The organism is Actinomycetota bacterium, assembly GCA_041658625.1.
GTDB lineage: Bacteria > Actinomycetota > JAHEXW01 > JAHEXW01 > JAHEXW01 > JBAZZW01.
This window is the reverse complement of record JBAZZW010000002.1, coordinates 306247-326264: the sequence shown is the minus strand read 5'-3', so window position 1 is coordinate 326264 and position 20018 is coordinate 306247. Positions and strand designations below refer to the sequence as shown.

General features: G+C 56.0%; 20 protein-coding genes. All 20 read right to left on the bottom strand.

Annotated elements, in window-relative coordinates; translation table 11 throughout:
- Nucleotides 1-84: 84 nt before the first annotated feature.
- Nucleotides 85-657 (bottom strand): orotate phosphoribosyltransferase, encoded by a 573-nt coding sequence (gene pyrE, locus WC891_06515; GenBank protein MFA5867593.1) that lies wholly within the window; start codon nucleotides 655-657, stop codon nucleotides 85-87.
- Nucleotides 654-1361, bottom strand: a complete 708-nt coding sequence (gene pyrF, locus WC891_06510; protein MFA5867592.1) for an orotidine-5'-phosphate decarboxylase — start codon at nucleotides 1359-1361, stop codon at nucleotides 654-656. Before pyrF ends, pyrE begins: the two co-directional genes overlap by 4 nt.
- On the bottom strand, nucleotides 1358-2257 hold the full coding sequence (locus tag WC891_06505) for a dihydroorotate dehydrogenase (protein ID MFA5867591.1): 900 nt from the start codon (nucleotides 2255-2257) through the stop codon (nucleotides 1358-1360). The genes pyrF and WC891_06505 overlap by 4 nt, the downstream gene beginning before the upstream one ends.
- A gap of 64 nt (nucleotides 2258-2321) precedes the next feature.
- A complete protein-coding gene (locus tag WC891_06500; protein ID MFA5867590.1) occupies nucleotides 2322-2780 on the bottom strand; it encodes a hypothetical protein in 459 nt (152 codons plus the stop codon).
- The gene (locus WC891_06495; GenBank protein MFA5867589.1) at nucleotides 2768-3547 is read right to left on the bottom strand and encodes a dihydroorotate dehydrogenase electron transfer subunit; all 780 of its coding nucleotides are present in this window, start codon (nucleotides 3545-3547) and stop codon (nucleotides 2768-2770) included. The genes WC891_06500 and WC891_06495 overlap by 13 nt, the downstream gene beginning before the upstream one ends.
- Before the next feature lie 170 nt (nucleotides 3548-3717).
- On the bottom strand, nucleotides 3718-6918 hold the full coding sequence (gene carB / locus WC891_06490; protein ID MFA5867588.1) for a carbamoyl-phosphate synthase large subunit: 3201 nt from the start codon (nucleotides 6916-6918) through the stop codon (nucleotides 3718-3720).
- A 20-nt stretch (nucleotides 6919-6938) separates the two neighbouring features.
- Complete coding sequence (carA, locus tag WC891_06485; GenBank protein MFA5867587.1) at nucleotides 6939-8045, bottom strand: glutamine-hydrolyzing carbamoyl-phosphate synthase small subunit; 1107 nt, start codon at nucleotides 8043-8045, stop codon at nucleotides 6939-6941.
- Complete coding sequence (locus tag WC891_06480) at nucleotides 8032-9318, bottom strand: dihydroorotase (GenBank protein ID MFA5867586.1); 1287 nt, start codon at nucleotides 9316-9318, stop codon at nucleotides 8032-8034. Before WC891_06480 ends, carA begins: the two co-directional genes overlap by 14 nt.
- On the bottom strand, nucleotides 9311-10240 hold the full coding sequence (locus tag WC891_06475; GenBank protein ID MFA5867585.1) for an aspartate carbamoyltransferase catalytic subunit: 930 nt from the start codon (nucleotides 10238-10240) through the stop codon (nucleotides 9311-9313). Before WC891_06475 ends, WC891_06480 begins: the two co-directional genes overlap by 8 nt.
- Nucleotides 10230-10778: a bifunctional pyr operon transcriptional regulator/uracil phosphoribosyltransferase PyrR gene (gene pyrR, locus WC891_06470; protein ID MFA5867584.1), complete on the bottom strand. Its 549-nt coding sequence runs from the start codon at nucleotides 10776-10778 to the stop codon at nucleotides 10230-10232. The genes WC891_06475 and pyrR overlap by 11 nt, the downstream gene beginning before the upstream one ends.
- A gap of 161 nt (nucleotides 10779-10939) precedes the next feature.
- Complete coding sequence (locus tag WC891_06465) at nucleotides 10940-11566, bottom strand: lysophospholipid acyltransferase family protein (protein ID MFA5867583.1); 627 nt, start codon at nucleotides 11564-11566, stop codon at nucleotides 10940-10942.
- Nucleotide 11567: 1 nt separating this feature from the next.
- The gene (cmk, locus tag WC891_06460; protein MFA5867582.1) at nucleotides 11568-12278 is read right to left on the bottom strand and encodes a (d)CMP kinase; all 711 of its coding nucleotides are present in this window, start codon (nucleotides 12276-12278) and stop codon (nucleotides 11568-11570) included.
- On the bottom strand, nucleotides 12265-13551 hold the full coding sequence (gene aroA, locus WC891_06455) for a 3-phosphoshikimate 1-carboxyvinyltransferase (protein ID MFA5867581.1): 1287 nt from the start codon (nucleotides 13549-13551) through the stop codon (nucleotides 12265-12267). Before aroA ends, cmk begins: the two co-directional genes overlap by 14 nt.
- Nucleotides 13548-14666: a prephenate dehydrogenase gene (locus WC891_06450; GenBank protein MFA5867580.1), complete on the bottom strand. Its 1119-nt coding sequence runs from the start codon at nucleotides 14664-14666 to the stop codon at nucleotides 13548-13550. Before WC891_06450 ends, aroA begins: the two co-directional genes overlap by 4 nt.
- A 2-nt stretch (nucleotides 14667-14668) precedes the next feature.
- Nucleotides 14669-15682, bottom strand: coding sequence for a 3-deoxy-7-phosphoheptulonate synthase (gene aroF / locus WC891_06445; protein ID MFA5867579.1), 1014 nt, complete (start codon nucleotides 15680-15682; stop codon nucleotides 14669-14671).
- Nucleotides 15683-15688: 6 nt separating this feature from the next.
- Nucleotides 15689-17095 (bottom strand): glycosyltransferase family 4 protein, encoded by a 1407-nt coding sequence (locus WC891_06440; GenBank protein MFA5867578.1) that lies wholly within the window; start codon nucleotides 17093-17095, stop codon nucleotides 15689-15691.
- Entirely contained in the window at nucleotides 17092-17904 is an 813-nt protein-coding gene (locus WC891_06435) for an SDR family oxidoreductase (protein ID MFA5867577.1), read from the bottom strand. Before WC891_06435 ends, WC891_06440 begins: the two co-directional genes overlap by 4 nt.
- A gap of 12 nt (nucleotides 17905-17916) precedes the next feature.
- The gene (locus WC891_06430) at nucleotides 17917-18282 is read right to left on the bottom strand and encodes a hypothetical protein (GenBank protein ID MFA5867576.1); all 366 of its coding nucleotides are present in this window, start codon (nucleotides 18280-18282) and stop codon (nucleotides 17917-17919) included.
- Entirely contained in the window at nucleotides 18279-18782 is a 504-nt protein-coding gene (locus WC891_06425; protein ID MFA5867575.1) for a hypothetical protein, read from the bottom strand. The genes WC891_06430 and WC891_06425 overlap by 4 nt, the downstream gene beginning before the upstream one ends.
- 67 nt (nucleotides 18783-18849) lie before the next feature.
- A complete protein-coding gene (locus tag WC891_06420) occupies nucleotides 18850-19887 on the bottom strand; it encodes a radical SAM protein (protein MFA5867574.1) in 1038 nt (345 codons plus the stop codon).
- Between the last annotated feature and the right edge of the window lie 131 nt (nucleotides 19888-20018).

Sequence of the window (20018 nt, the reverse complement as noted above, 5' to 3'; positions counted from 1 at the left end):
CTCCTTAGCGTGTGCTACAAATCCGATTGACGTGGACAATTATACCCACCTGCTAATTCTTTAGCAACAAGTTTTTTAAATTTTTTAAACGCACCTGCTACCAGGGATTTCTATGGATTTTCCAGCACGGCAAAGCGGGCAGTTTTCCGGTTCGTACGCTTCCGTTACCTCTGTGACCAGAGCTTTTAGCTTTACGCCCGCGATCTCGTCCTTTCCGCCCCGATTAATCAGGCAGGCCACACCGATAATCTTCGCGCCGGCCGTTTCCGCCAGTCTCATTACCTCTGCGACCGAACCCCCCGTCGTCACAACATCTTCCACAATCAGAACCCGTTCGCCTGAATCTAAAGCAAAACCCCGCCTGAAGACCATTTCTCCCTTAGCGCGTTCAGCCCATATGAATTTCTTGCCCATCGCCAGCGCCACGGCAAAGCCCAGAACAAGACCGCCGATCGCCGGGCTGACAACCACATCGATGCTGTCGCGGTTGTATTTCTCCGCAATCGCCCGGCCGATCTTCTCCGTCGCAGCCGGGTCCGCCAGAGCCAGCGCGCACTGAAAATAACGTCCGGCATGCAGCCCGCTCGACAGCTTGAAATGACCTGACTTTACGGCTCCCGTTTCCTTTAGCAACTTGAGTATTTCGTTGTCTTTCATCTCATCTTCTCCAGTATCTCCCGAGCGGCTTTACCGGGGTCGGGCGCGCCCGTTACAGACCTGCCGACGACCAGATAATCCGCCCCGTTTCTAATGGCCGCATCAGGCGAGGCTATTCTTACCTGGTCATTCGCGGCATTGTCGGGAAGCCTAATACCGGGCGTTACGGCTATGAAACCTCCGCCGCAGGCGTTCTTGATCTCAGCCACTTCTCGCGCCGCCGCGACTACGCCGTCTAAGCCGGCCTCTTCGGCCGCCAGCGCGAGCGCCGGCACCGTCTCGTCCATGCCGGGAATCTTCAAACGCGCCAACCAAGAGTCATCAAGGCTGGTCAATATAGTCACACCAAAAATCAGCGGCGGTTTTGTTCCAATCTTGCCGGCGGCGTCCAAAGACGCTTTCTTGGCCGCTGCCATCATCTTGGGGCCGCCAAGCGCGTGAACCGTTATCATCGACGCCCCCATATCGGTCAACGCCCTTGCCGCACCGGCAACTTGCTCCGGAATGTCAAAAAGTTTCAAGTCTATGAAGACATTCTTGCCCAGTTTGCCGATCGCCTTGACAATCGTCGGTCCGAGCGTGTTAAAAGCGGTTGAGCCAATCTTGAAGGTTTCCGCGTATTCGCCAAGCCTTTCGACTGTCCCCATTATCTCGGCGATGTCGGCGGAATCTATAGCAATTATGAGCTTTTCTTCCGGTTTCATTGGTTTGCCTTTCCGATTATCTGTCCGACGTTATCGTATTCCTGGTCTTTTAGAAAGGCCTCCAGACCGTCAATTATTCTGACAGCGGTTCCCGGATCTACGAAACTAGCCGTTCCGATTTGCACGGCCACCGCGCCGGCCATAAGGAACTCCAACGCGTCCCCGACGTTCATTATTCCACCCACGCCGATCACCGGTATGCCGATGGCCGCGGCCGTGTCGTAGACCATGCGCACCGCGACGGGCTTAATGGCCGGTCCCGACAACCCGCCGTATGCCCGGCCCAGTTTCGGACGGCCCGACTCTATGTCGATGGCCATTCCGAGCAAGGTGTTAATCAGGGAGATCGCGTCGGCACCGGCGCTTTCGCAAGCCTTGGCTATTTCGGTAACGCTCGTTACGTTCGGTGTAAGTTTAACGATTACCGGATACCTGGAAACGGCCTTGACGGACTCTGTGACTATAGCCGCCTGCCTGCGTTGACAGCCGAACTGAAGCCCGCCCTTATCGACGTTCGGGCAAGAAATGTTAACTTCAATCCCCGCGACACCCTCGGCTTCGTTTAGCGCCTCGGCGGCTTGAACGTACTCGTCGACCGTTTCCCCGCCGATTGACACAATAACAGTCGCGCCTGATTTCACGTATTCCGGCAAGTCCTCGCTGATGAACCACTCGACGCCCTTGTTTTCCAGACCGATCGAGTTCAGCATTCCTGCGGACGTCTCACAGGTCCTGGGGGCTGGATTGCCGGTTTTAGCCTCAAAGGTGATCGTCTTGGGAATAATCGCGCCCAGCCGCGTTAAGTCTGTTAAGGCCGCGTATTCAAGGCCGAACGTACCCGACGCCGCCATGACGGGATTTTTCATTTGTATGCCCGCGATATCAGTTTTTAGCAATAGCGAATCCTTTTAGTGATACTAGTGAAGATCACTTCGGTCTTCATTTCCGTCACTTCACTTTTCACTGTTCACTGTTCACTCTCTTCAACACGTTGAGCCTTCTGGCCTTATTCTGCGGGCCGATAAAAGCCGCCACCCGCCATCCCTTTTTTAAGTCGGTAAAAGCGATGCGCTCCCGTCCGGTTATGTCTTTGGCGCCGATTGTCAGGCCAAGCCAGACCGGCGCGTCTGACGGCACATAAAACGTCCTGTCGCTCTGGTTGACGTCCATCTTGACCGTCATTTTCGGACCTTTTATGCTTATCTCCAGCATCGTGATCAGTCCGGTTATATATTCCGACGTCTCGCCGCCCGGCTCGACATAACTAAGTTTCAGCGTGGGGTCTGTGTTATATCCCGGCAGTCTTTCCTGATTTACAAACCAGACAAACAGCCCCAGTATGACCGCTCCGGCCAATCCGGCAGCTATGTAAAGATATTTGTAATCTATGGCTATCCGGCCCAGCTTCAGTCGCCCCATGCTATCTCCCCGGCCCCAAACACGGGTCCGTCGGCGCAAACCCTCTTAAATCCCTCGGTCGTTTTTACGGCGCACCCCAGGCACATCCCGATGCCGCAGGCCATTGATTCCTCCATCGAAAGCTGGCAAGGAACTTCGTAGAGGCCCGCGGTAACGGCCGCCCGCCGCATCATCGGCTTCGGCCCGCAGGCAAAAACAGAAGCCGGCCCCGGCCCCCGGCCGACGATGGCCTCTTCCAGAAGGTCGGTCACGTATCCTTGCCTCCCCGCGCTGCCGTCTTCCGTGCTATTTTCCACGGCACAGCCGATAGTTTTGAAATCGGCGACGCACAACAAGCGGTCGCGGTTTCTGGCCCCTATCAACATTATGATTTCCATTTGGCGTCTCAAGCCTTCCTGGGCCGCGAACAGGAGCGGCGCCACGCCAATGCCGCCGCCTACAAGTATCAACCGCTTCTTGCCCTCAAGGAATTCGAATCCTTTCCCGGCCGGCCCTAAGACGTCAATCATATTGCCGGCTTTTTTCCGCGCCAACGTTTCGGTTCCGGATCCGACAACCTCGTAGAGGATAGAAAATATCTCTTTGTCGTCAAGGCTATGGATTGATATCGGACGGCGCAACAACGGCTCGTAGCCGGAACCGACTCGGATGTGGACGAACTGGCCGGGCCGCGCATCTTTAACTAGCCGGCGGCTTCTCAACGCCATCCGGTAATAGCCCTCGCCCACTACCTTATTGGATACAATCTCAACTTGTTCCTGTATCACTCGTTCCTGTACTCCTCTTGTTGCTTCTCGACTCGCTCCGCTCACTCGAAGAATATTTAAAACAATAATCGTGTGATTCTGTCATTGCCTGCCTGCGGTAGGCAGGCGAGGATGGTGTCATTTTCACCCGACGAAGCAACCTCTCATATAAAACCTTCTCCCTATGCTCTCTACTTCTTGTGATAATCTTGAATAGCTCTAACTGTGATGTCTTCTTTTTTCAAGGCTTCTATTCCCTGCACAGCCGCCTGAGCCGCCGACAGCGTTGTTATCAAAGGCACGCCGTAATACGAGGCGGCCGTGCGGATGTAATACCCGTCAGTTCTCGGACCCTTGCCCCACGGCGTGTTGATCATCAAGTCGACTTCTTCCCGCTTCATCATATCGACAACATTCGGGCTTCCTTCGTGCACCTTTTTTAGCTCGGTCACGTCGAGTCCGGACCGTCTTAGCGCTTGTCCCGTCCCTTCCGTAGCGAATAGTTTGAACCCCATGTCCGACAGATTTTTTACCAGCCCGATAATGTTCCGTTTCTCCCTGTTGTTGACGCTTATAAACACGTTGCCCTCAACCGGCAAGCCCTGACCGGCCGCCATTTCCGCTTTCGCGAAGGCCTTGCCGAACGTCTTGTCTATTCCCATAACCTCACCGGTCGACTTCATCTCGGGCCCTAACACCGTGTCCGCTTCCGGGAACCGGCCGAAAGGCAAGACGGCTTCCTTTATTGAAACATATTCTTCGTAAGAAGCCGGGGCAGGCTGAAGGTCTTTCAGTTTCCGGCCGGCCATGACCCTAGCCGCCAACTTGGCGAGCGGCACCCCGATCGTTTTACTGACAAAAGGCACGGTCCGGCTGGCCCGCGGGTTGACCTCGAGCACATAGACGGTCTCGTCTTTTACGGCGAACTGAATGTTTATCAACCCGACGACCTTTAACGCCATGGCCAGCTGCCGGGTGTACCGCTCTATTTCTCGCAATATCTTTCCGGTCACCGTATACGGAGGGATTACGCAGGCGGAGTCGCCCGAATGTATGCCCGCTTCCTCGATATGCTCCATGACCGCGCCGATGAAAATGTCTTGGCCGTCGCAGACCGCGTCTACGTCGATCTCTATCGCGCCCTCAAGGAACTTGTCTATCAGCACCGGGTGTTCCGGTGACGCCTTCACCGCCGACTTGATATAACCCTCTAGCATATCTTCAGAGTAGACGATTTCCATCGCCCGGCCGCCCAAAACGTACGACGGTCTGACGAGCAAGGGATAACCGACCTTACGCGCTACCTTTAAGGCTTCGGCGTACGATGTCGCCGTTCCGTTAGCCGGCTGGTTGACGCCGAGCTTCTTGACGAGAGCGCCAAATCTTTTTCTGTCCTCGGCTAAGTCGATACTATCGGGCGAGGTACCCATTATCGGAACTCCGGCCGCTTCCAACCGCCCGGCTAGTTTCAAAGGCGTCTGGCCGCCGAACTGCACGACCGCTCCGGCAGGTTTCTCAGCCTCAACGATGTTCATGACATCCTCGAACGTAAGCGGTTCAAAAAACAATTTATCAGACGTGTCGTAATCTGTCGAAACCGTTTCGGGATTGCAATTGACCATAATCGTCTCGTAACCTTCTTCCTTTAACGCGAAGGCCGCGTGGACGCAACAGTAGTCGAACTCTATACCTTGACCGATCCGGTTTGGACCACTGCCCAGAATCATGACTTTCTTCTTATCGCTCGGCCTGATCTCCGTTTCGCTCTCGTACGTTGAGTAGTAATAAGGCGTGTATGCCTCGAACTCCGCCGCGCAGGTATCGACGAGTTTATATGTCGGTTTGAGTCCTTGTTTAAGTCTGGCGGCTCGCACTTCTGTTTCTGTAGAGCCTGTCATGTGGGCGATTTGAACATCGGAATAGCCCAGTTTTTTGGCTTTGGCGAGCCCGGCCTCACTGGCTTGGCCCGCTTTAAATTCTTGCTCAAACTCCGTCAGCTCCATCATCTGGTCTAAGAACCACGGATCGACGCCGGTCAGCTTGTTTATCTCCTCTAGAGACATCCCTTTTTCCAGCGCCCGTTTGATATAAAATAGCCGGTCTTGATTGGGCACGGACAGCTTTTCCGTCAACGCGTCATCATCGACCTCGTCAAAACCGTCGGCGCCCAAACCGAAGCGGCCTGTCTCCAGAGAACGGATCCCTTTCTGCAGGGCTTCTTTGAATGTCCGGCCGATGCTCATGGCTTCGCCGACCGATTTCATTTTCGTTGTCAGCGTCGCGTCCGTTTCGGGAAACTTTTCAAACGCCCAGCGGGGTATCTTGACGACCACATAATCGATGGTAGGCTCGAAACAGGCCGGAGTTTGACGCGTTATGTCGTTGGGAATCTCGTCAAGCGTATAGCCGACGGCCAGAAGGGCCGCGATTTTAGCGATCGGGAACCCGGTCGCTTTGGAGGCCAACGCCGAGGACCTGGACACGCGGGGATTCATCTCAATCACGAGCAAACGGCCGTTGTCCGGATGGACGGCAAACTGGATGTTGCTGCCGCCGGTCTCCACGCCGATTTCCCGGATTATGTCGATCGAAGCGTCGCGCAGTCGCTGATACTCCTTGTCGGTCAGCGTCTGGGCCGGCGCGACAGTCACGGAATCTCCGGTGTGAACGCCCATGGCGTCGAAGTTCTCGATCGGGCACACGATGACAACGTTATCCTTTAGGTCGCGCATCACCTCGAGCTCGTATTCCTTCCACCCGATGACCGATTCCTCGACTAATATCTCGCTTATCATGGAGAGGCGTAAACCGTTTTGGGCGATTTTCTCAAACTCGTCGTTGTCGCGAGCGACGCCGCCGCCGGCCCCTCCCAAGGTAAAGCTCGGCCGGATTATGACCGGATAGCCGATATCCTTGGCAATAATCCTGGCGTCCTCGATCGAGTACGCGAAACCGCCCCTCGGCAGCTCCAGGCCGATGCTGCGCATGGCTTGATCGAATAAGTCCCGGTCTTCCGCTTTTTTTATCGAGGCCAGCTTGGCCCCGATCAGCTCGACGCCCAGTCTGTCCAGATCGCCCGATTCGGCCAGGGCGACCGCCGTATTCAAACCGGTCTGTCCGCCCAACGTCGGCAGCATGGCGTCCGGACGCTCCTTCTCGATCACTTTACGCACAAATTCCGGTGTGATGGGTTCGATATAGGTCTTGTCGGCAAACTCAGGATCGGTCATGATCGTCGCCGGATTGGAGTTCACTAAAACGACCTCGTAACCCTCACGCCTCAACACCTTGCAGGCCTGGGTACCTGAATAGTCGAACTCGCAGGCCTGTCCGATAACGATCGGCCCACTCCCGATAATCAATATTTTCTTGATGTCCGTCCTCTTTGGCACTTAGGTCTCCCCCGCTTCCATCACGTCATAAGTTCAAAGAATTCGTCGAACAAATACTTGCTGTCGCACGGTCCGGGCGACGCCTCCGGGTGATACTGAACCGAGAACGCCGGGATATCCGTGCAGCGAATGCCCTCCACAGTTTGGTCGTTCAGATTAACGTGGGTGATTTCTACTCCAGTCTCGCCGTAAGCGCTCTTACCCGGAAACGAATCAGCATCGACCGCGAACCCGTGATTCTGAGTGGTTATCTCGACTTGGCGCGTCCTCAGATCCATAACGGGGTGGTTGGCGCCGCGGTGGCCGAATTTAAGTTTAAAGGTCGATCCGCCCAGGGCCAGACCTAACAACTGATGGCCCAGGCATATGCCGAACAACGGGACGCGCCCCAGCAGCCCTCGAACCGTCTCTATCGCGTAAGTCACGGCGGCCGGGTCGCCCGGCCCGTTAGTCAGCATTACACCGTGCGGCTTGCCCTTCATTATCTCGTCAGCCGTAGTCGCGGCGGGCACGACAGTTGCTTTCGCTCCCCGGCTGGCCAACTCACACATAATATTTGTTTTGGCGCCGTAATCGAGTACGGTTACGTTAATATCGCCGCCCTCGCTTCCCGGCCACACATAAGGTTCTTTTATGGTTACGCCTTTGACCAGATCCAACCCGACGATCGAAGGAAAAGCGTCCAGCCGCCCTTTTAGGGACTCCAGGTCGGTATCCTCCGCGGAAACCACCGCTTTCATGGCGCCGGCCGTACGGATGTGTTTGGTCAAAGCCCGGGTGTCGATGCCCTGGATGCCGGTCAGGCCGCTGTCTTTTAGGTACTCGCCAAGCGTCCGGCGGCCGCGCCAGTTACTGTACATCCTGGCTTGTTCTCTGACGATAAATCCAGCCAGAAACGGATGGCGCGATTCCATGTCTTCTTCGTTTATGCCGTAGTTTCCGATATGAGGATAAGTCATGGCTACCAACTGGCCGGCGTATGACGGATCGGTTAAAATCTCCTGGTAACCAGTCATGCTGGTGTTAAAAACGATTTCTCCGAACGACTCGCCGGCAGTGCCGAGGGCTTCGCCCGCAAAAAGCTTGCCGTCTTCCAGTAACAGGACGGCCGCTTTAGATTTTAACAATCTTGCCTCCCACTATAACGTCTTCAGCCCGCCCTTTAAGCTCCCAGCCGTTGTAGGTTGTATTCCTCGACTTCGACTTGAGCTTCATGGAGTCTAACGTCCATACTTTCCTGGTGTCGATAATTGTAATGTCGGCGGCGGCGCCCGGCTTCAAGGTCCCCCGGCCGGTTTTGTCCAATCCCAGGATCACGGCCGGATTGCAGCTCAACTTAGCGACTAGATCTTTAAGCGATAACTTCTCCGTATCGACTAGTTTTGTCAGCAGAACGGCGAGGGTGGTTTCCAGCCCGATCGCGCCGTTGGCGGCGTATTCCCACTCGCACTCCTTCTCTTGAACGGCATGGGGCGCATGGTCGGTCGCGATTGCGTCGACTGTCCCTTCGGCTAAGCCCTTAACGCAGGCTTTGACGTCGGCTTCGCTCCGCAGCGGCGGATTGATCTTGAAATTGGTGTCATAGCCGATGACCGACTTGTCGGTTAGGGTAAGGTGGTGCGGTGTAACGTCGCAGGTAACCGGGATGTGGTGCAGCTTGGCGATCTTAACCATCTCCACGCTGCCCTTGGTAGATATGTGCGTCAAGTGTACGCGGCTGCCGGTCAGCGCGGCCAGCCTGATATCGCGTGCCACAATTACCTCCTCGGCCTGCGGCGGTATCGGAGATAACCCGAGCAGAGTCGAATAGTAACCTTCATGCATCTGGCCGCCGCGCGACAGATTCATGTCTTCTGCGTGGACGATCAGGGGCACCCCCAGCATCTTGACGTATTCCATGGCACGCCTCATGACTTCGGCGTCCATCACGCAATGGCCGTCGTCGCTGAACGCGACCGCCCCGAATTTGACCATGTCGCCCATATCCGAGATTTCCCGGCCTTCCAAACCCTTGGTGATCGCGCCGGTAACAAAAACATTTACCAGACCGGTATCTTCCGCCCGATCCCTAAGCATTCGGACGACAGACGCGTTATCCACAACGGGCTCGGTGTTCGGCATACAATTAACGCTGGTGAATCCCCCCGCCGCCGCGGCCCGTGTTCCGGTCGCGACCGTTTCCTCATCTTCCCGGCCGGGTTCCCGCAGATGCGCGTGCATGTCGATCAGACCCGGCGTGACCACCTTGTCCTTCGCGTCATAGATTTTGTCCCTGGCGCCGGCGGTCAGGTTCGCGCCGATCTCCGCGACCAGCCCGTCCTTTATCAAAATGTCCGCCTTTTTATCAAGTTTCTGCGACGGGTCGACAACCCGGCCGTTTTTTATCAGCAAGTTAGACATTCGCGGCGCCTCCCAGCATCAGAAAAAGCACGGCCATTCGAACGGCTACGCCGTTGGCAACCTGTTCGGTTATAACAGCCTGCGGCAGGTCCGCGATGTCGCTGATGATTTCAATGCCCCGGTTCATGGGTCCCGGGTGCATTATGACGACGTCTTTCTTAGACAGCCCCAACCTCCTGTCCGACAGCCCGTATCGTCCCGCGTATTCGCGCAAACTGGGCAGAAGGCTTTCGGCCATTCGCTCTCTCTGCAACCTAAGCAGGTAAATAACATCCGTATCCGGCAGAACCGGATCCAAATCGTAGCTAACCCGGCACCCCAGGCCTTCGATCTCGGCCGGTATAAGTGTCGGCGGGCCGACGACGGTCACCTCGGCGCCCATTTTCGTAAAACCCAGAATATTCGATCGGGCCACGCGGCTATGCGCGATGTCGCCGACAATCGTAATTTTGAGGCCTTCGATCCGGCCTAGGGTTTCCCTTATCGTATATAGGTCTAGCAACGCTTGCGTCGGATGTTCGTGCGCTCCGTCACCCGCATTAATGACGCCTAACCGGCTGACGCGCGTTAGAAAGTGGGCCGCTCCCGCAGCCGAATGCCGGATGACAACCAGGTCGGCGTTCATCGCTTCCAGCGTTTCAGCCGTATCCTTTAGGCTCTCGCCTTTCACAATGCTGGATGTTTTGGCGCTGAAATTGATTACGTCCGCGCTCAACCGTTTGGCGGCAAGCTCAAAGCTTGTCCGCGTCCTCGTACTGGGCTCAAGAAACAGATTGACAACCGTCCGTCCGCGCAGAGCCGGCACCTTCTTTATCTCCCGTCCAGAGACTTCCTTTAGCGACGCGGCGGTATCCAAAATAAGTTCCACGTCGTCTTTTGAAAGCTCCCTGATACCAAGCAGATCCTTGGTACTAGTCAGCATCGGGCTCACCCACCACGACCTCATCGGCGCCGTCGGATTCAACTAGGCGCACGCGGACTTCTTCCTTGCCGGCCGTCGGGATATTCTTGCCGACGAAGTCGGCTCGTATAGGCATCTCCCGATGGCCCCGGTCGATCATCACGGCTAGCTGGATGACCGCCGGCCGGCCAAAATCCATAATCGCGTCCATCGCCGCCCTGACCGTTCGGCCAGTGTAAAGAACATCGTCTACCAGTACGATTCGCTTGTCGTTAACGTCAAACGGGATGTCCGTTTGAAAAGCTTCCGGCTTTATTCGTTGGCCGATGTCGTCCCGGTAAAATGTTATGTCAAGGGCGCCTATCGGCGTTTCCAGAGACTCGATTCCGGCGATTTTATCGTGCAGCCTCTTGGCGATATGGATGCCCCGCGTGCGCAGTCCGACTATTCCCAGATTCTTGGCGCCTTTGTTCTTTTCAATGATCTCGTGGGCGATCCTGGTAAGCGCGCGGTCCATATCGTCCGCGGCCAGAATCTTCGCCCTTACTTTGAAACCCATCGGCCACCCCCTAGCGGCATTAAAAAAGCCTCCCTGGCCCAGGCGAGCGCAAGAAGGCATACCGTTGTTTCCGTATGAGTTTCGTTTCTCCTTGCCGGCCTCGCGGGACCGGACTTAAAGGTCTTGAATTATCCTAACAAGAGAGCCTTACCCTGTCAATATCAGAAAGCGTCCGGCGTAAGCGCCTTGATCTGGTCGCCGATGAATTTCAGGGCGGTCTCGTTTCTTTTTTTCTTCTCCGCCTGAGACGAAGCCGGCGGGACGGCGTCTTTTAGGTAGAAAGGCCGGCCGAACATAACCCGTACCTTTGGCAGCCTGGGCACTTTATTACCTTTCGGCCAGATCTTCCCGCTGCCCGATATGCCGGCCGGCAGAATCGGCACACCGGTTAGATCGCCGATAAAAATTACCCCGGGTTCTAAAGGACCGAGGCCAGGCTCGTGATTGCGGCCGCCTTCAGGGAACAAGATAACCACGTTCCCGGTATAGAAAAGATCCAGGATCGTCTTCAGCCCTGTCCGATCCGGCTCGCCCCGCTTGATCGGCCTCGCCCCGAGGCCCATATAAAACAATCTCGAGACAGGGTTGACAAAAAGTTCCGCTTTGCCCATAGCGAAAAGCCGCCTCGGATTGCCGGTCGCCAGAAATACCGGGTCCAGGTTGCTTTGGTGGTTGGCGACTAGCATGACCGGACCCGTCAAAGGGACGTTTTCGGACCCCCTTACCGACGTCCGGAAAAACAAACGCGTCAGCGGCACGACTATGGATCTAAAAATCCAGAAAAACACTCTAGACGGCTCCCCTTTTCTCTTGGGTCAGCCGGGTTATCAGCCCCACGGCTTCAGCAATCGTCATTTTCGTGGTATCCACTACCATCGCGTCTCCAGCTTTGGCTAGAGGCGAAAGGTCTCTCGACGAATCCAGCCTGTCCCTTGTCTTTAAGAGCTTGACGAGTTCACCATCGTCAACTGAGACGCCTGCTTGCGCCAGGTCCTTTTGCCGCCGGCGCGCCCTCTCCTCGATAGACGCGTGCAGATATATTTTTAGCATCGCCTGCGGGAAAACGACCGTCCCGACGTCCCGTCCTTCGATGACGACGCCTCTTAAAGCCATGGCGGCCATCTCCCGCTGACGGTCCACCAGGGCTTCCCTAACGCCGGCATGCGCCGAGACGGCTGACACATTAGCCGTTACGTCCGGCATTCTGATACCGTCGGTAATATCCTTGTCGTTCAACGTGACTCTTAACGAACCATCCGCGGTTTGTTTGAACGCGACGATTGATTCCTTCGCGATTTTGGCTAGGGCTGAGGCGTCGCCCGGATCGATACCTTGCCTGAGAGCGGACAGGGTTATAGCCCGATACATCGCGCCCGTGTCGACATAGTCGAATCCTAGCGCCCGCGCGGACTGTCTGGCGACCGTGCTCTTGCCGGATCCGGCCGGTCCGTCAATGGCTACGACCGTCTTTTCCAGCCCTCCGCAATCAGCTAAGGACACTATTCAACACCTTCTCGAAGCCGGGGAAAGATATGTCAATGCATGCGTCGTCTTCGATTACCGTCTTTCCGGCGGCAACAAGTCCGGCTACAGCCATAGCCATCGCGATGCGGTGGTCGCCGTACGAGTCTACCACCGCGCCCTTGAGTTTGACGGGCCCCTTGATAACCATCCCGTCTTTGGTGGCAACGATATCGGCGCCCATTTTCTTTAGATTTTCAACAATCGCGCTGATACGATCGGTTTCCTTTACTCGCAGCTCCGCGGCTCCCTTTATAACGGTTTCTCCCTCGGCTTGCGTGGCCGCGACCGCCAGGACGGGCAATTCGTCAATCAGCCTGGGCACAAGCTCTGGCCCTACCCTGGTTCCGATCAATTGTGAGGATTCAATTATTATGTCGGCTCTCGGCTCGCGCTGTTTCATGGACATCGCGTCATAGGTTATGACCGCCCCCATGTTTTTAAGCGTGTCCAACAGCCCGATTCTTGTTGTGTTGGTGCCGACTTGTTTTAGCTTAAACGAGGAATTGCGGGTTATTAACGCGGCGACTATAAAGAAGGCGGCCGAACTCATGTCTGCCGGCACCTCTACGGTTACACCTTTTAAGGCTCTGCCGCCGGTTATGCTGACGGTATTCTCGCCGGTTTTTACGGCCGCGCCCATGACCTCCATAAGCCGCTCCGTATGGTCGCGAGACGGGTGCGGCTCGATCACGGTCGTTACGCCGTCCGCGTATAATCCAGCTAACAGAAGGGCGGATTTTATCTGGGCGCTGGCTACGGGCGTTTTATATTCTATCGCCTCAAGCGGCCCGCCCTTGATGGCCAGCGGCAACTTTTGTCCGCCTTCCCGTCCTGAGATATGCGCTCCCATGGCGCCTAGAGGCTCCGTCACCCGGCCCATCGGCCGTTCCCTTAAGCTGTCGTCACCGCTTAGGCAGGAAAAAAAGTCTTGCCCGGACAGCAGCCCGGTTAGCAGGCGCGCGGTCGTCGCTGAGTTGCCGGCGTCCAGCACGTCCCGCGGCTCACTTAACGACGTAAGTCCCCGGCCGCGTATGGTAACAACCTGTCCGCCGACTCCGTCGACCGCCACGCCCAAATCGGTCAGGCATCGGACCGTGCTTAAGCAGTCTCCTGTGTTCAGGAAATTTTTAACCGTCGTGTCTCCGTCGGCGACCGCGCCCAGAATAACCGCGCGGTGAGATATTGATTTATCGCCCGGCAGGTTAAGCTCGCCTTTTAGACCGTCAGCCGCCTGGACCGTTAGCGTCATTTAAGCCGCCTTTCCACGCTGACCTGATAACCTTTGGCTTCCAGAATTTCGGCGACCCGTTTAGATTCCGTTTCTCCAAGGATGGCCAGTTTCAGAATCCCGCTATCAGCCTCGGTCGAATGAACTATCTGGATATCCTCGATATTAACCCCAAGATTCGCCACGCTCATCGTAATGTCGCTAAGCACCTTCGGATGGTTGGGTACGGCTACCGTCAGCTCAAATACAAGCGGAAGTTCTTCCGGCTTCAGGCGCGGCAGATCCTGACGCGTCCGGCGGGCGTTTTCTAGTTTCAAACGCAGACCCTCTTCGTCGTCCGCTAACAGCAACTCGGCGATTGTCTCAAGCTCTGCTTGATATTGATATATAAGTTCCTTTATGGCGCTCCGGTTCTCCATGACTATTTCCACCCACAAATCGGGAGACGACCCGGCAATCCGCGTCATGTCGTAAAATCCGCCCGCGGCCAGCTTGAATATATTAGCGAACTCGCTCTGCTCCGCGCTGGCCACATTGACTAAAGTCGCTGATAAAACGTGAGGCAGATGGCTGATAGCCGCGACCACCCGGTCGTGAACATCCGGATTAAGCGTGAACACGCGTGCGCCTAAAGTCTGCAGAAGATTATGTGTTTCCTGTAAGGCGTCCGGATCGGTCTGTTCGGTCGGCGTCAATATATAGGCGGCGTTCCTGAAAAGGTCTTTGTTGGCCGCCCCTATACCAGAAAGCTCGCTCCCCGCCATCGGATGCCCTCCGATGAATCTGACGCGGGCTTTCGCGGCTGCTTTGTCCAGGGCCGCGACGATACCGGCTTTCACGCTGGCCGTATCTGTGAGAATCGCGCCCGGTTTCATAGCGCTCAGGGCTTTTTCGGCTTCCTTTTGCACAGCTTTAACCGGGGTCGCCAGAAAGACGATATCAGCGTCTTTGACGGTCTCCTCGGTTGTGTTGAAAGCCCGGTCGATGGCTCCCATGCGGACGGCTTCTATGGCCGTCGTCGGATGGCCGGCACAGCCCGACACAAAAGACACGGCACGAGTGTTCTTAAGCGCCAGTCCCAGTGAGCCTCCGATCAATCCGGTCCCGACAATAGCGGCGGAGCGGATTTTTGGCATGGCTACATGCCTTTGCCGAAGACCCGGGCCGCTTGCTTAACATTTTTCATCAGGTTCTCGAAATTGTCGAACTTCAGCGACTCGTAACCATCACTGAAAGCCTCTTCCGGATTCGGGTGAACCTCGATCATAAGTCCGTGCGCTCCAACGGCCACCGAGGCGACGCTAAGCGGTTCGACGATATCCCACCGGCCCGCGCCATGCGACGGATCGACGATGATCGGCAAATGCGATAGTTTCTTAACCAGCGGTACGCAGCTAAGGTCAAGTGTATTGCGCGTGTACGTCTCAAAAGTCCGGATGCCGCGCTCGCACAAAATGACGTTCTTGTTGCCGCCGCTGACGACATATTCCGCCGCCATTAGAAACTCCTCAATGGTTGCTGACAAGCCCCGCTTGATCATAACCGGCTTGGTGGCCTGGCCGACAGCCTTCAAGAGGGTAAAATTCTGCATGTTCCTGGCGCCGATCTGCAGAACATCTGCGTATTTGACGACTACGTCCACGTCGCGCGCGTCCATGACCTCCGTAACGACCGGCAGACCCGTTTCCTCCCTGGCTTCCGCCAATATCTTTAATCCTTCTTCACCCAAGCCCTGGAAAGCATAGGGAGAGCTTCTTGGTTTAAAGGCGCCCCCGCGCAACATCTGGGCGCCCGTTTGTTTTACGAAGCGGGCGATGTTTAGGTATTCGTCGCGCCCCTCCACCGAACATGGTCCGGCGATGACGACAAAATTAGTGCCCCCAACCTTAACGCCCCCGACATCTACGATCGTATCTGCCTGATGGAATTCCCTGTTTACAAGCTTGAACGGTTTAAGAATCGGCACGACCCGCTCAACGCCGGGGAAGGTTGCCAGCGGCAGTTCCCTGGCCCTGGCCGTGTCGCCGACCAAACCGATTACCGTGGCGAACGCGCCCTTGCTGACGTGTACATCGACGCCTTGCTCTTTAACCTTTTCAATAAGGTGTTCTATTTCGCGGTCGGTCGCGCCCTCCCGCATAATTATCATCATGAAGCATCACTCCTTGAACAGCATTATATACGTTTCAGATGTTTTCGCCCACGAAAACCGCTTCTCAGCCAACGCGTGCAGTTTTTTTCGGAAAACGGTGTCTTTTGTTGGATAGCGATCCAGAACGTGTACTACGCAGTCGGCCAATGCTCTGGTCAGAGGAATGCCCGGAATAAGCGATTTTAAGACCGGGTCTTTTAATTCGGCGTCCACCACGTCAAGAGGAGCTTTCAAACCCGAATGATAGCTGGCTACCGGGACCGCGCCGGCGCTTAATCCTTCGACCGCCGCCAATCCGTAGGCTTCCGGAAACACGCTTGGCATCATGGAGATATCCGAACCCGCCATAAGGGGCGCCAGTTGCTCGTGAGTCAGATGCCCGGCAAACCGGATCCTATTCTTCATATTGCCCGCGGCCGCTTTGGCGTATAACTCCTCTTCCTCCCAACCGAAATCCGGAATAACAGGGCCATGCTCGGCGGAAGCCTTAAGCTCAGGTTCCTCTTTAATTAATTGCCTGGCGTCAGCGAGGCGGCCTTCATTCAGCAAGCCGACAAACTCCTCAAGCGGTTTCCGCATCGGGCCGTCGCCTGCCAGGGTAAGTTTTACATCGCGGCCTGACTGGCTGATCAAGGGGACAGCAGCCACGGCGTAGTGAGTCCCCTTGGTCCACAAGAGCCTTCCGACCATCATGATCCGATCCTCCGCCGGCGCAGTCCCGGCATCCGGATTAAATCGGTCCGTATCGACCCCCGGCGATATAACCTCAGTCTTCCCGCTTATATCCAGGTCCAAACCCGCCGCGTACGAAATTACGTCGCGGGCGCTGTCCTCGCTCAGGGCGACCACCGCGGCCGCCTTCTTGACGCCTTCCGTAAAATAAGGCACCAGCCTCAAGTCCGTTTTGACCGAGAAATTCAAAGCGCTCCCGTGGATGGTCGCGCAAAACGGCGCCGACCCGTTCAGTGAGGCTGCGGTTTCGTAAGGCTGCATAATGGCATGGTTGGCTTGAACAAAATCTTGCGGCCAGGTCTGCCAAACAGTCTTAAGCGCGGTGATGTTGTCCTCTAGATATTCATTAATCAGCGTCACCGAAGCCTCTTGAAACGTTGTGTTCCTAAATCTTGTGTCCGATGAAGCGACGTACGTCAGCAGATTATCTCTTATGTCCGGCCTGACCAAACGGCATGCGCCTGAATAAGGCCGGGAGCGCGAGAAGATCTCATCCATTTCCAGGTTGCCTGGCCGCAGTTTGAAGAATGTGTCGATAAAATCGTAGGTTTCCGGCGCCCGCTCCTGACAGACGAGTGTTACCTCGTGTCCGTCCCGCGCGAATTGACGGCTTAGCTCCCTGACATAAACCGCGCTGCCCGAATCGCCCAGAAAGTAGCCGTGAACAACGGCGATCCTCATGCCTGTATTTTTCCGGACAGTCGCATCTTAATCAGCCGTAACAATCCCCGCGCCTTTCTTCCCCCGCTGAAAGCGTTATAAGTCAGACCGGTTTTTTCACCCGGCTTCTGCGCGGCGATCCGCGCGGCCAGCCGGCCGGCTTCCTCCAGCGGTACTCCGATCGCTTCCAGAACGTAGGGCACGCCGGCCGCTTTTGATTCCAGATTCTTCCCGACGCGCAGGTCTTTATAGAAATCTGTCGGCACCATGCCGGGACTTAGAAGGTGAATGGAGACCGGGTAGTCTTTGTTCTCTGCGGCCAGGCTCTTGGTTAAGCCGCTTATCGCGGCTTTGGAAGCGGCGTAAACGGACATGTAAGCGCTGGCCTTGCCGTCTCCGCCCTTGCCGGTAATGTTGATCAAAACGCCGCCATTTTTTTTCAGGTAAGGCAAGACCGCGCGGCAACCGTTGAGCGTCCCGATCACATTTACCTCTATGATCTCGTTAGCCTCGTCCTCAGTCATCTCGTCCAACGGAATCATCCCTTGCGGGATACCGGCGTTGTTGACCCAGACGTCCAGGCCGCCGAATATGTCGATTGACTCGTTTAGAAGGCGCTCGACGTCCTCAGCCTTTCTGACGTCGCAAGTAACCCCGGCGACGCGCCAATCCCTGGCCGCAAACGCCGCGACGGTCTCTTCTACCGCGAGACTCGTCCTGGAAGATACGACAACCGCCGCGCCGGCCGCTGCGCACGCTTCGGCGATAGCCCGGCCGATGCCGCGCGTCGACCCCGTAACAACGACGACCTTACCGTCAAGCGCCCCCATAGTACCCCTTGATCACAGCTTGGTGCCCTTGGAGTCCGCGAATGTCACTTCGCCGTTTAGCCGGGTAGCGGTGTAGACGGTGCCCCTTGGGTTCTTATAGATGATGGCATAGTTGTCGTCGTCGGCCGAAGCGATCTGAACCTGGCCGGGCTCCGGCTCGGCGTCCGTCCACTTCAGTTGTCCGTTTATCATCGCCAAGCCGGCCGCATCCATGCCGCTATATGAGCCGTTATGCGTTACGCCATAGGCGACCGCGGTGGTCACGGCTATCTGCAAAACGTCCGAAGCTTCTTTATTGTCTACTACCGTCTGAGCCGTGCCGCAGCCGGCCGTTGCTATCGCCAACAGCGCAAACACGGCCAATATCGTTCTTCTCATTTTTCTCTGGTAAAGTGCCAGGGGTAGCCGATGTTCTTGCCGTATATACCGAAGAGGCTGGCCAGGATGGCCGCCAAAACAACGCCCAGGCCCAGGACGATCAAGATGTCTCTGGCGACTGATGAGCTGAATACCAATCCGACCGCTATGAGTCCGACGCCGATAATCGTCGTCATCGCGAACGTCGGCGGTATGCTTTTCTGTCCAATGACAACTTCCGCGTGTTCGGTCGCGACAACCTTACCGGTCGCGTCTTTGGCCTCGACAAAAAAATCCATACAGGCGTTGTCCGCCACCGGCGGCGCCTTGATTGTAATAAAAGACGAACCGCCGCCTTTCCGGTCGATCGCCACCTCGTACCCGGCCGCTTCGTCGCACGGTCTTACCTCGATCGTGGTTGCTTCCGCGCCTTCCACTTCGACCTCGAATTTGCTTTCCGAGCCGGGAAAGGCCGCTCTTGATAACGGGTAGATGCGGATTTTCGCTTCTTCGTCTGCCATTGTCAGCTCCCTAGACATCTAGTCTACTGTTCAAACTTAGGCGATCATAACTTTCTAATTGTATCATTCATTCCTTGAAGCATTGGGGGTCGTCCGCCAGGTAATCCGGGACGCCATCAGCCTTGCTGACCGCCAACGCGACCGCCCGGCAGCCGCGGCACACATCCCATTTAGTGCACTCGCCGCATCTGTCGTGATACAGAGCCTTGTCCCTAAGATTATTGAGAACGTGGGAGTCCGCCCAGATGTCCCTTAAGGGTGTCTCGGTGATATTGCCTATGCCCATATTCATCCGGCGGCAGGGCATGACCGTACCGTCCGGCATTATGGTAACACCGGTTAAGCCCGCCGCGCATCCTCCGACCGCTATCCCCCCGCACGAGGCCGCTTCGCCGTCGATGTCTATCAGACAGTTTACGGGGTCCCTCGTCATTGCGGTTAGACCCGGCACTTTTAGATTCTTAATCGTCAGGAAAGCTTCTTTCAGTTCGGCCGGGGACAACATCGCCTCGGCTAAGGCGCCGCCCCTCCCCTCCGGAACGAGCCGGGCAAATCCGATTCTCGAAGCGCCCAAATCCGCGGCTTGCTCGGCGACCGCCGCTATATCGCCGGCGTTGAGGTTTGTCAAGGTAACGCTCGCCGTAACGTCCACACCGGCTGCTCTGAGGTTCTTGATACCGTCGGCGGCTTGGCGGAAACTGCCAGGACCACGGATTGAGTCGTGCGTTTCCGGCAATCCTTCCAGCGATACCTGGACCGCGCAAACGTCCGCTGCCCTGATTTTCTCGGCCGCGGATTTATCTATCAGGGTGCCGTTGGTCATCAGAAACGTTGTAAATCGCATTTCGCGGGAAACGTCCAGGATGTTGAAAAGGTCATTTCTTAGCAGGGGCTCGCCGCCGGTGAATTGGAGTGAACTTGAGATATCCAGTTCGTATTCTTCCGCCCAACCGTCAAGCATTTCCCGTATTTCACAAATTAAAAAAGCAATCCGGTCAGCCGTCAGCTCAGAATGGCTAACGCCTTTCTGATAACAATGCCGGCAGGCCAGATTGCACCTGTCGGTCAGATGCCACTGGATAAAGTACCCGTAGGGCTGCGCCATAGTTTCTTTTTGTGCCGAGACCGCCGACCGCGGCCTAAGAACTCTTTCAGTTCTCTCAGTTACGGCAGGTAGCCTTCTTCGACTTCGTCTCGAAGGCTTTCTTTAGGTTGCGAAAGAAGATCCTCTCCTTC

Coding starts and splice junctions, on each gene's coding strand:
- WC891_06420 (MFA5867574.1), bottom strand. CDS start 19,887: ATGGCGCAGCCCTACGGGTACTTTATCCAGTGGCATCTGACCGACAGG.
- pyrF (MFA5867592.1), bottom strand. CDS start 1,361: ATGAAACCGGAAGAAAAGCTCATAATTGCTATAGATTCCGCCGACATC.
- WC891_06430 (MFA5867576.1), bottom strand. CDS start 18,282: ATGAGAAGAACGATATTGGCCGTGTTTGCGCTGTTGGCGATAGCAACG.
- WC891_06500 (MFA5867590.1), bottom strand. CDS start 2,780: ATGGGGCGACTGAAGCTGGGCCGGATAGCCATAGATTACAAATATCTT.
- aroA (MFA5867581.1), bottom strand. CDS start 13,551: ATGACGCTAACGGTCCAGGCGGCTGACGGTCTAAAAGGCGAGCTTAAC.
- pyrE (MFA5867593.1), bottom strand. CDS start 657: ATGAAAGACAACGAAATACTCAAGTTGCTAAAGGAAACGGGAGCCGTA.
- aroF (MFA5867579.1), bottom strand. CDS start 15,682: ATGATGATAATTATGCGGGAGGGCGCGACCGACCGCGAAATAGAACAC.
- WC891_06435 (MFA5867577.1), bottom strand. CDS start 17,904: ATGGGGGCGCTTGACGGTAAGGTCGTCGTTGTTACGGGGTCGACGCGC.
- WC891_06450 (MFA5867580.1), bottom strand. CDS start 14,666: ATGCCAAAAATCCGCTCCGCCGCTATTGTCGGGACCGGATTGATCGGA.
- pyrR (MFA5867584.1), bottom strand. CDS start 10,778: ATGGGTTTCAAAGTAAGGGCGAAGATTCTGGCCGCGGACGATATGGAC.
- WC891_06475 (MFA5867585.1), bottom strand. CDS start 10,240: ATGCTGACTAGTACCAAGGATCTGCTTGGTATCAGGGAGCTTTCAAAA.
- WC891_06425 (MFA5867575.1), bottom strand. CDS start 18,782: ATGGCAGACGAAGAAGCGAAAATCCGCATCTACCCGTTATCAAGAGCG.
- WC891_06480 (MFA5867586.1), bottom strand. CDS start 9,318: ATGTCTAACTTGCTGATAAAAAACGGCCGGGTTGTCGACCCGTCGCAG.
- WC891_06440 (MFA5867578.1), bottom strand. CDS start 17,095: ATGAGGATCGCCGTTGTTCACGGCTACTTTCTGGGCGATTCGGGCAGC.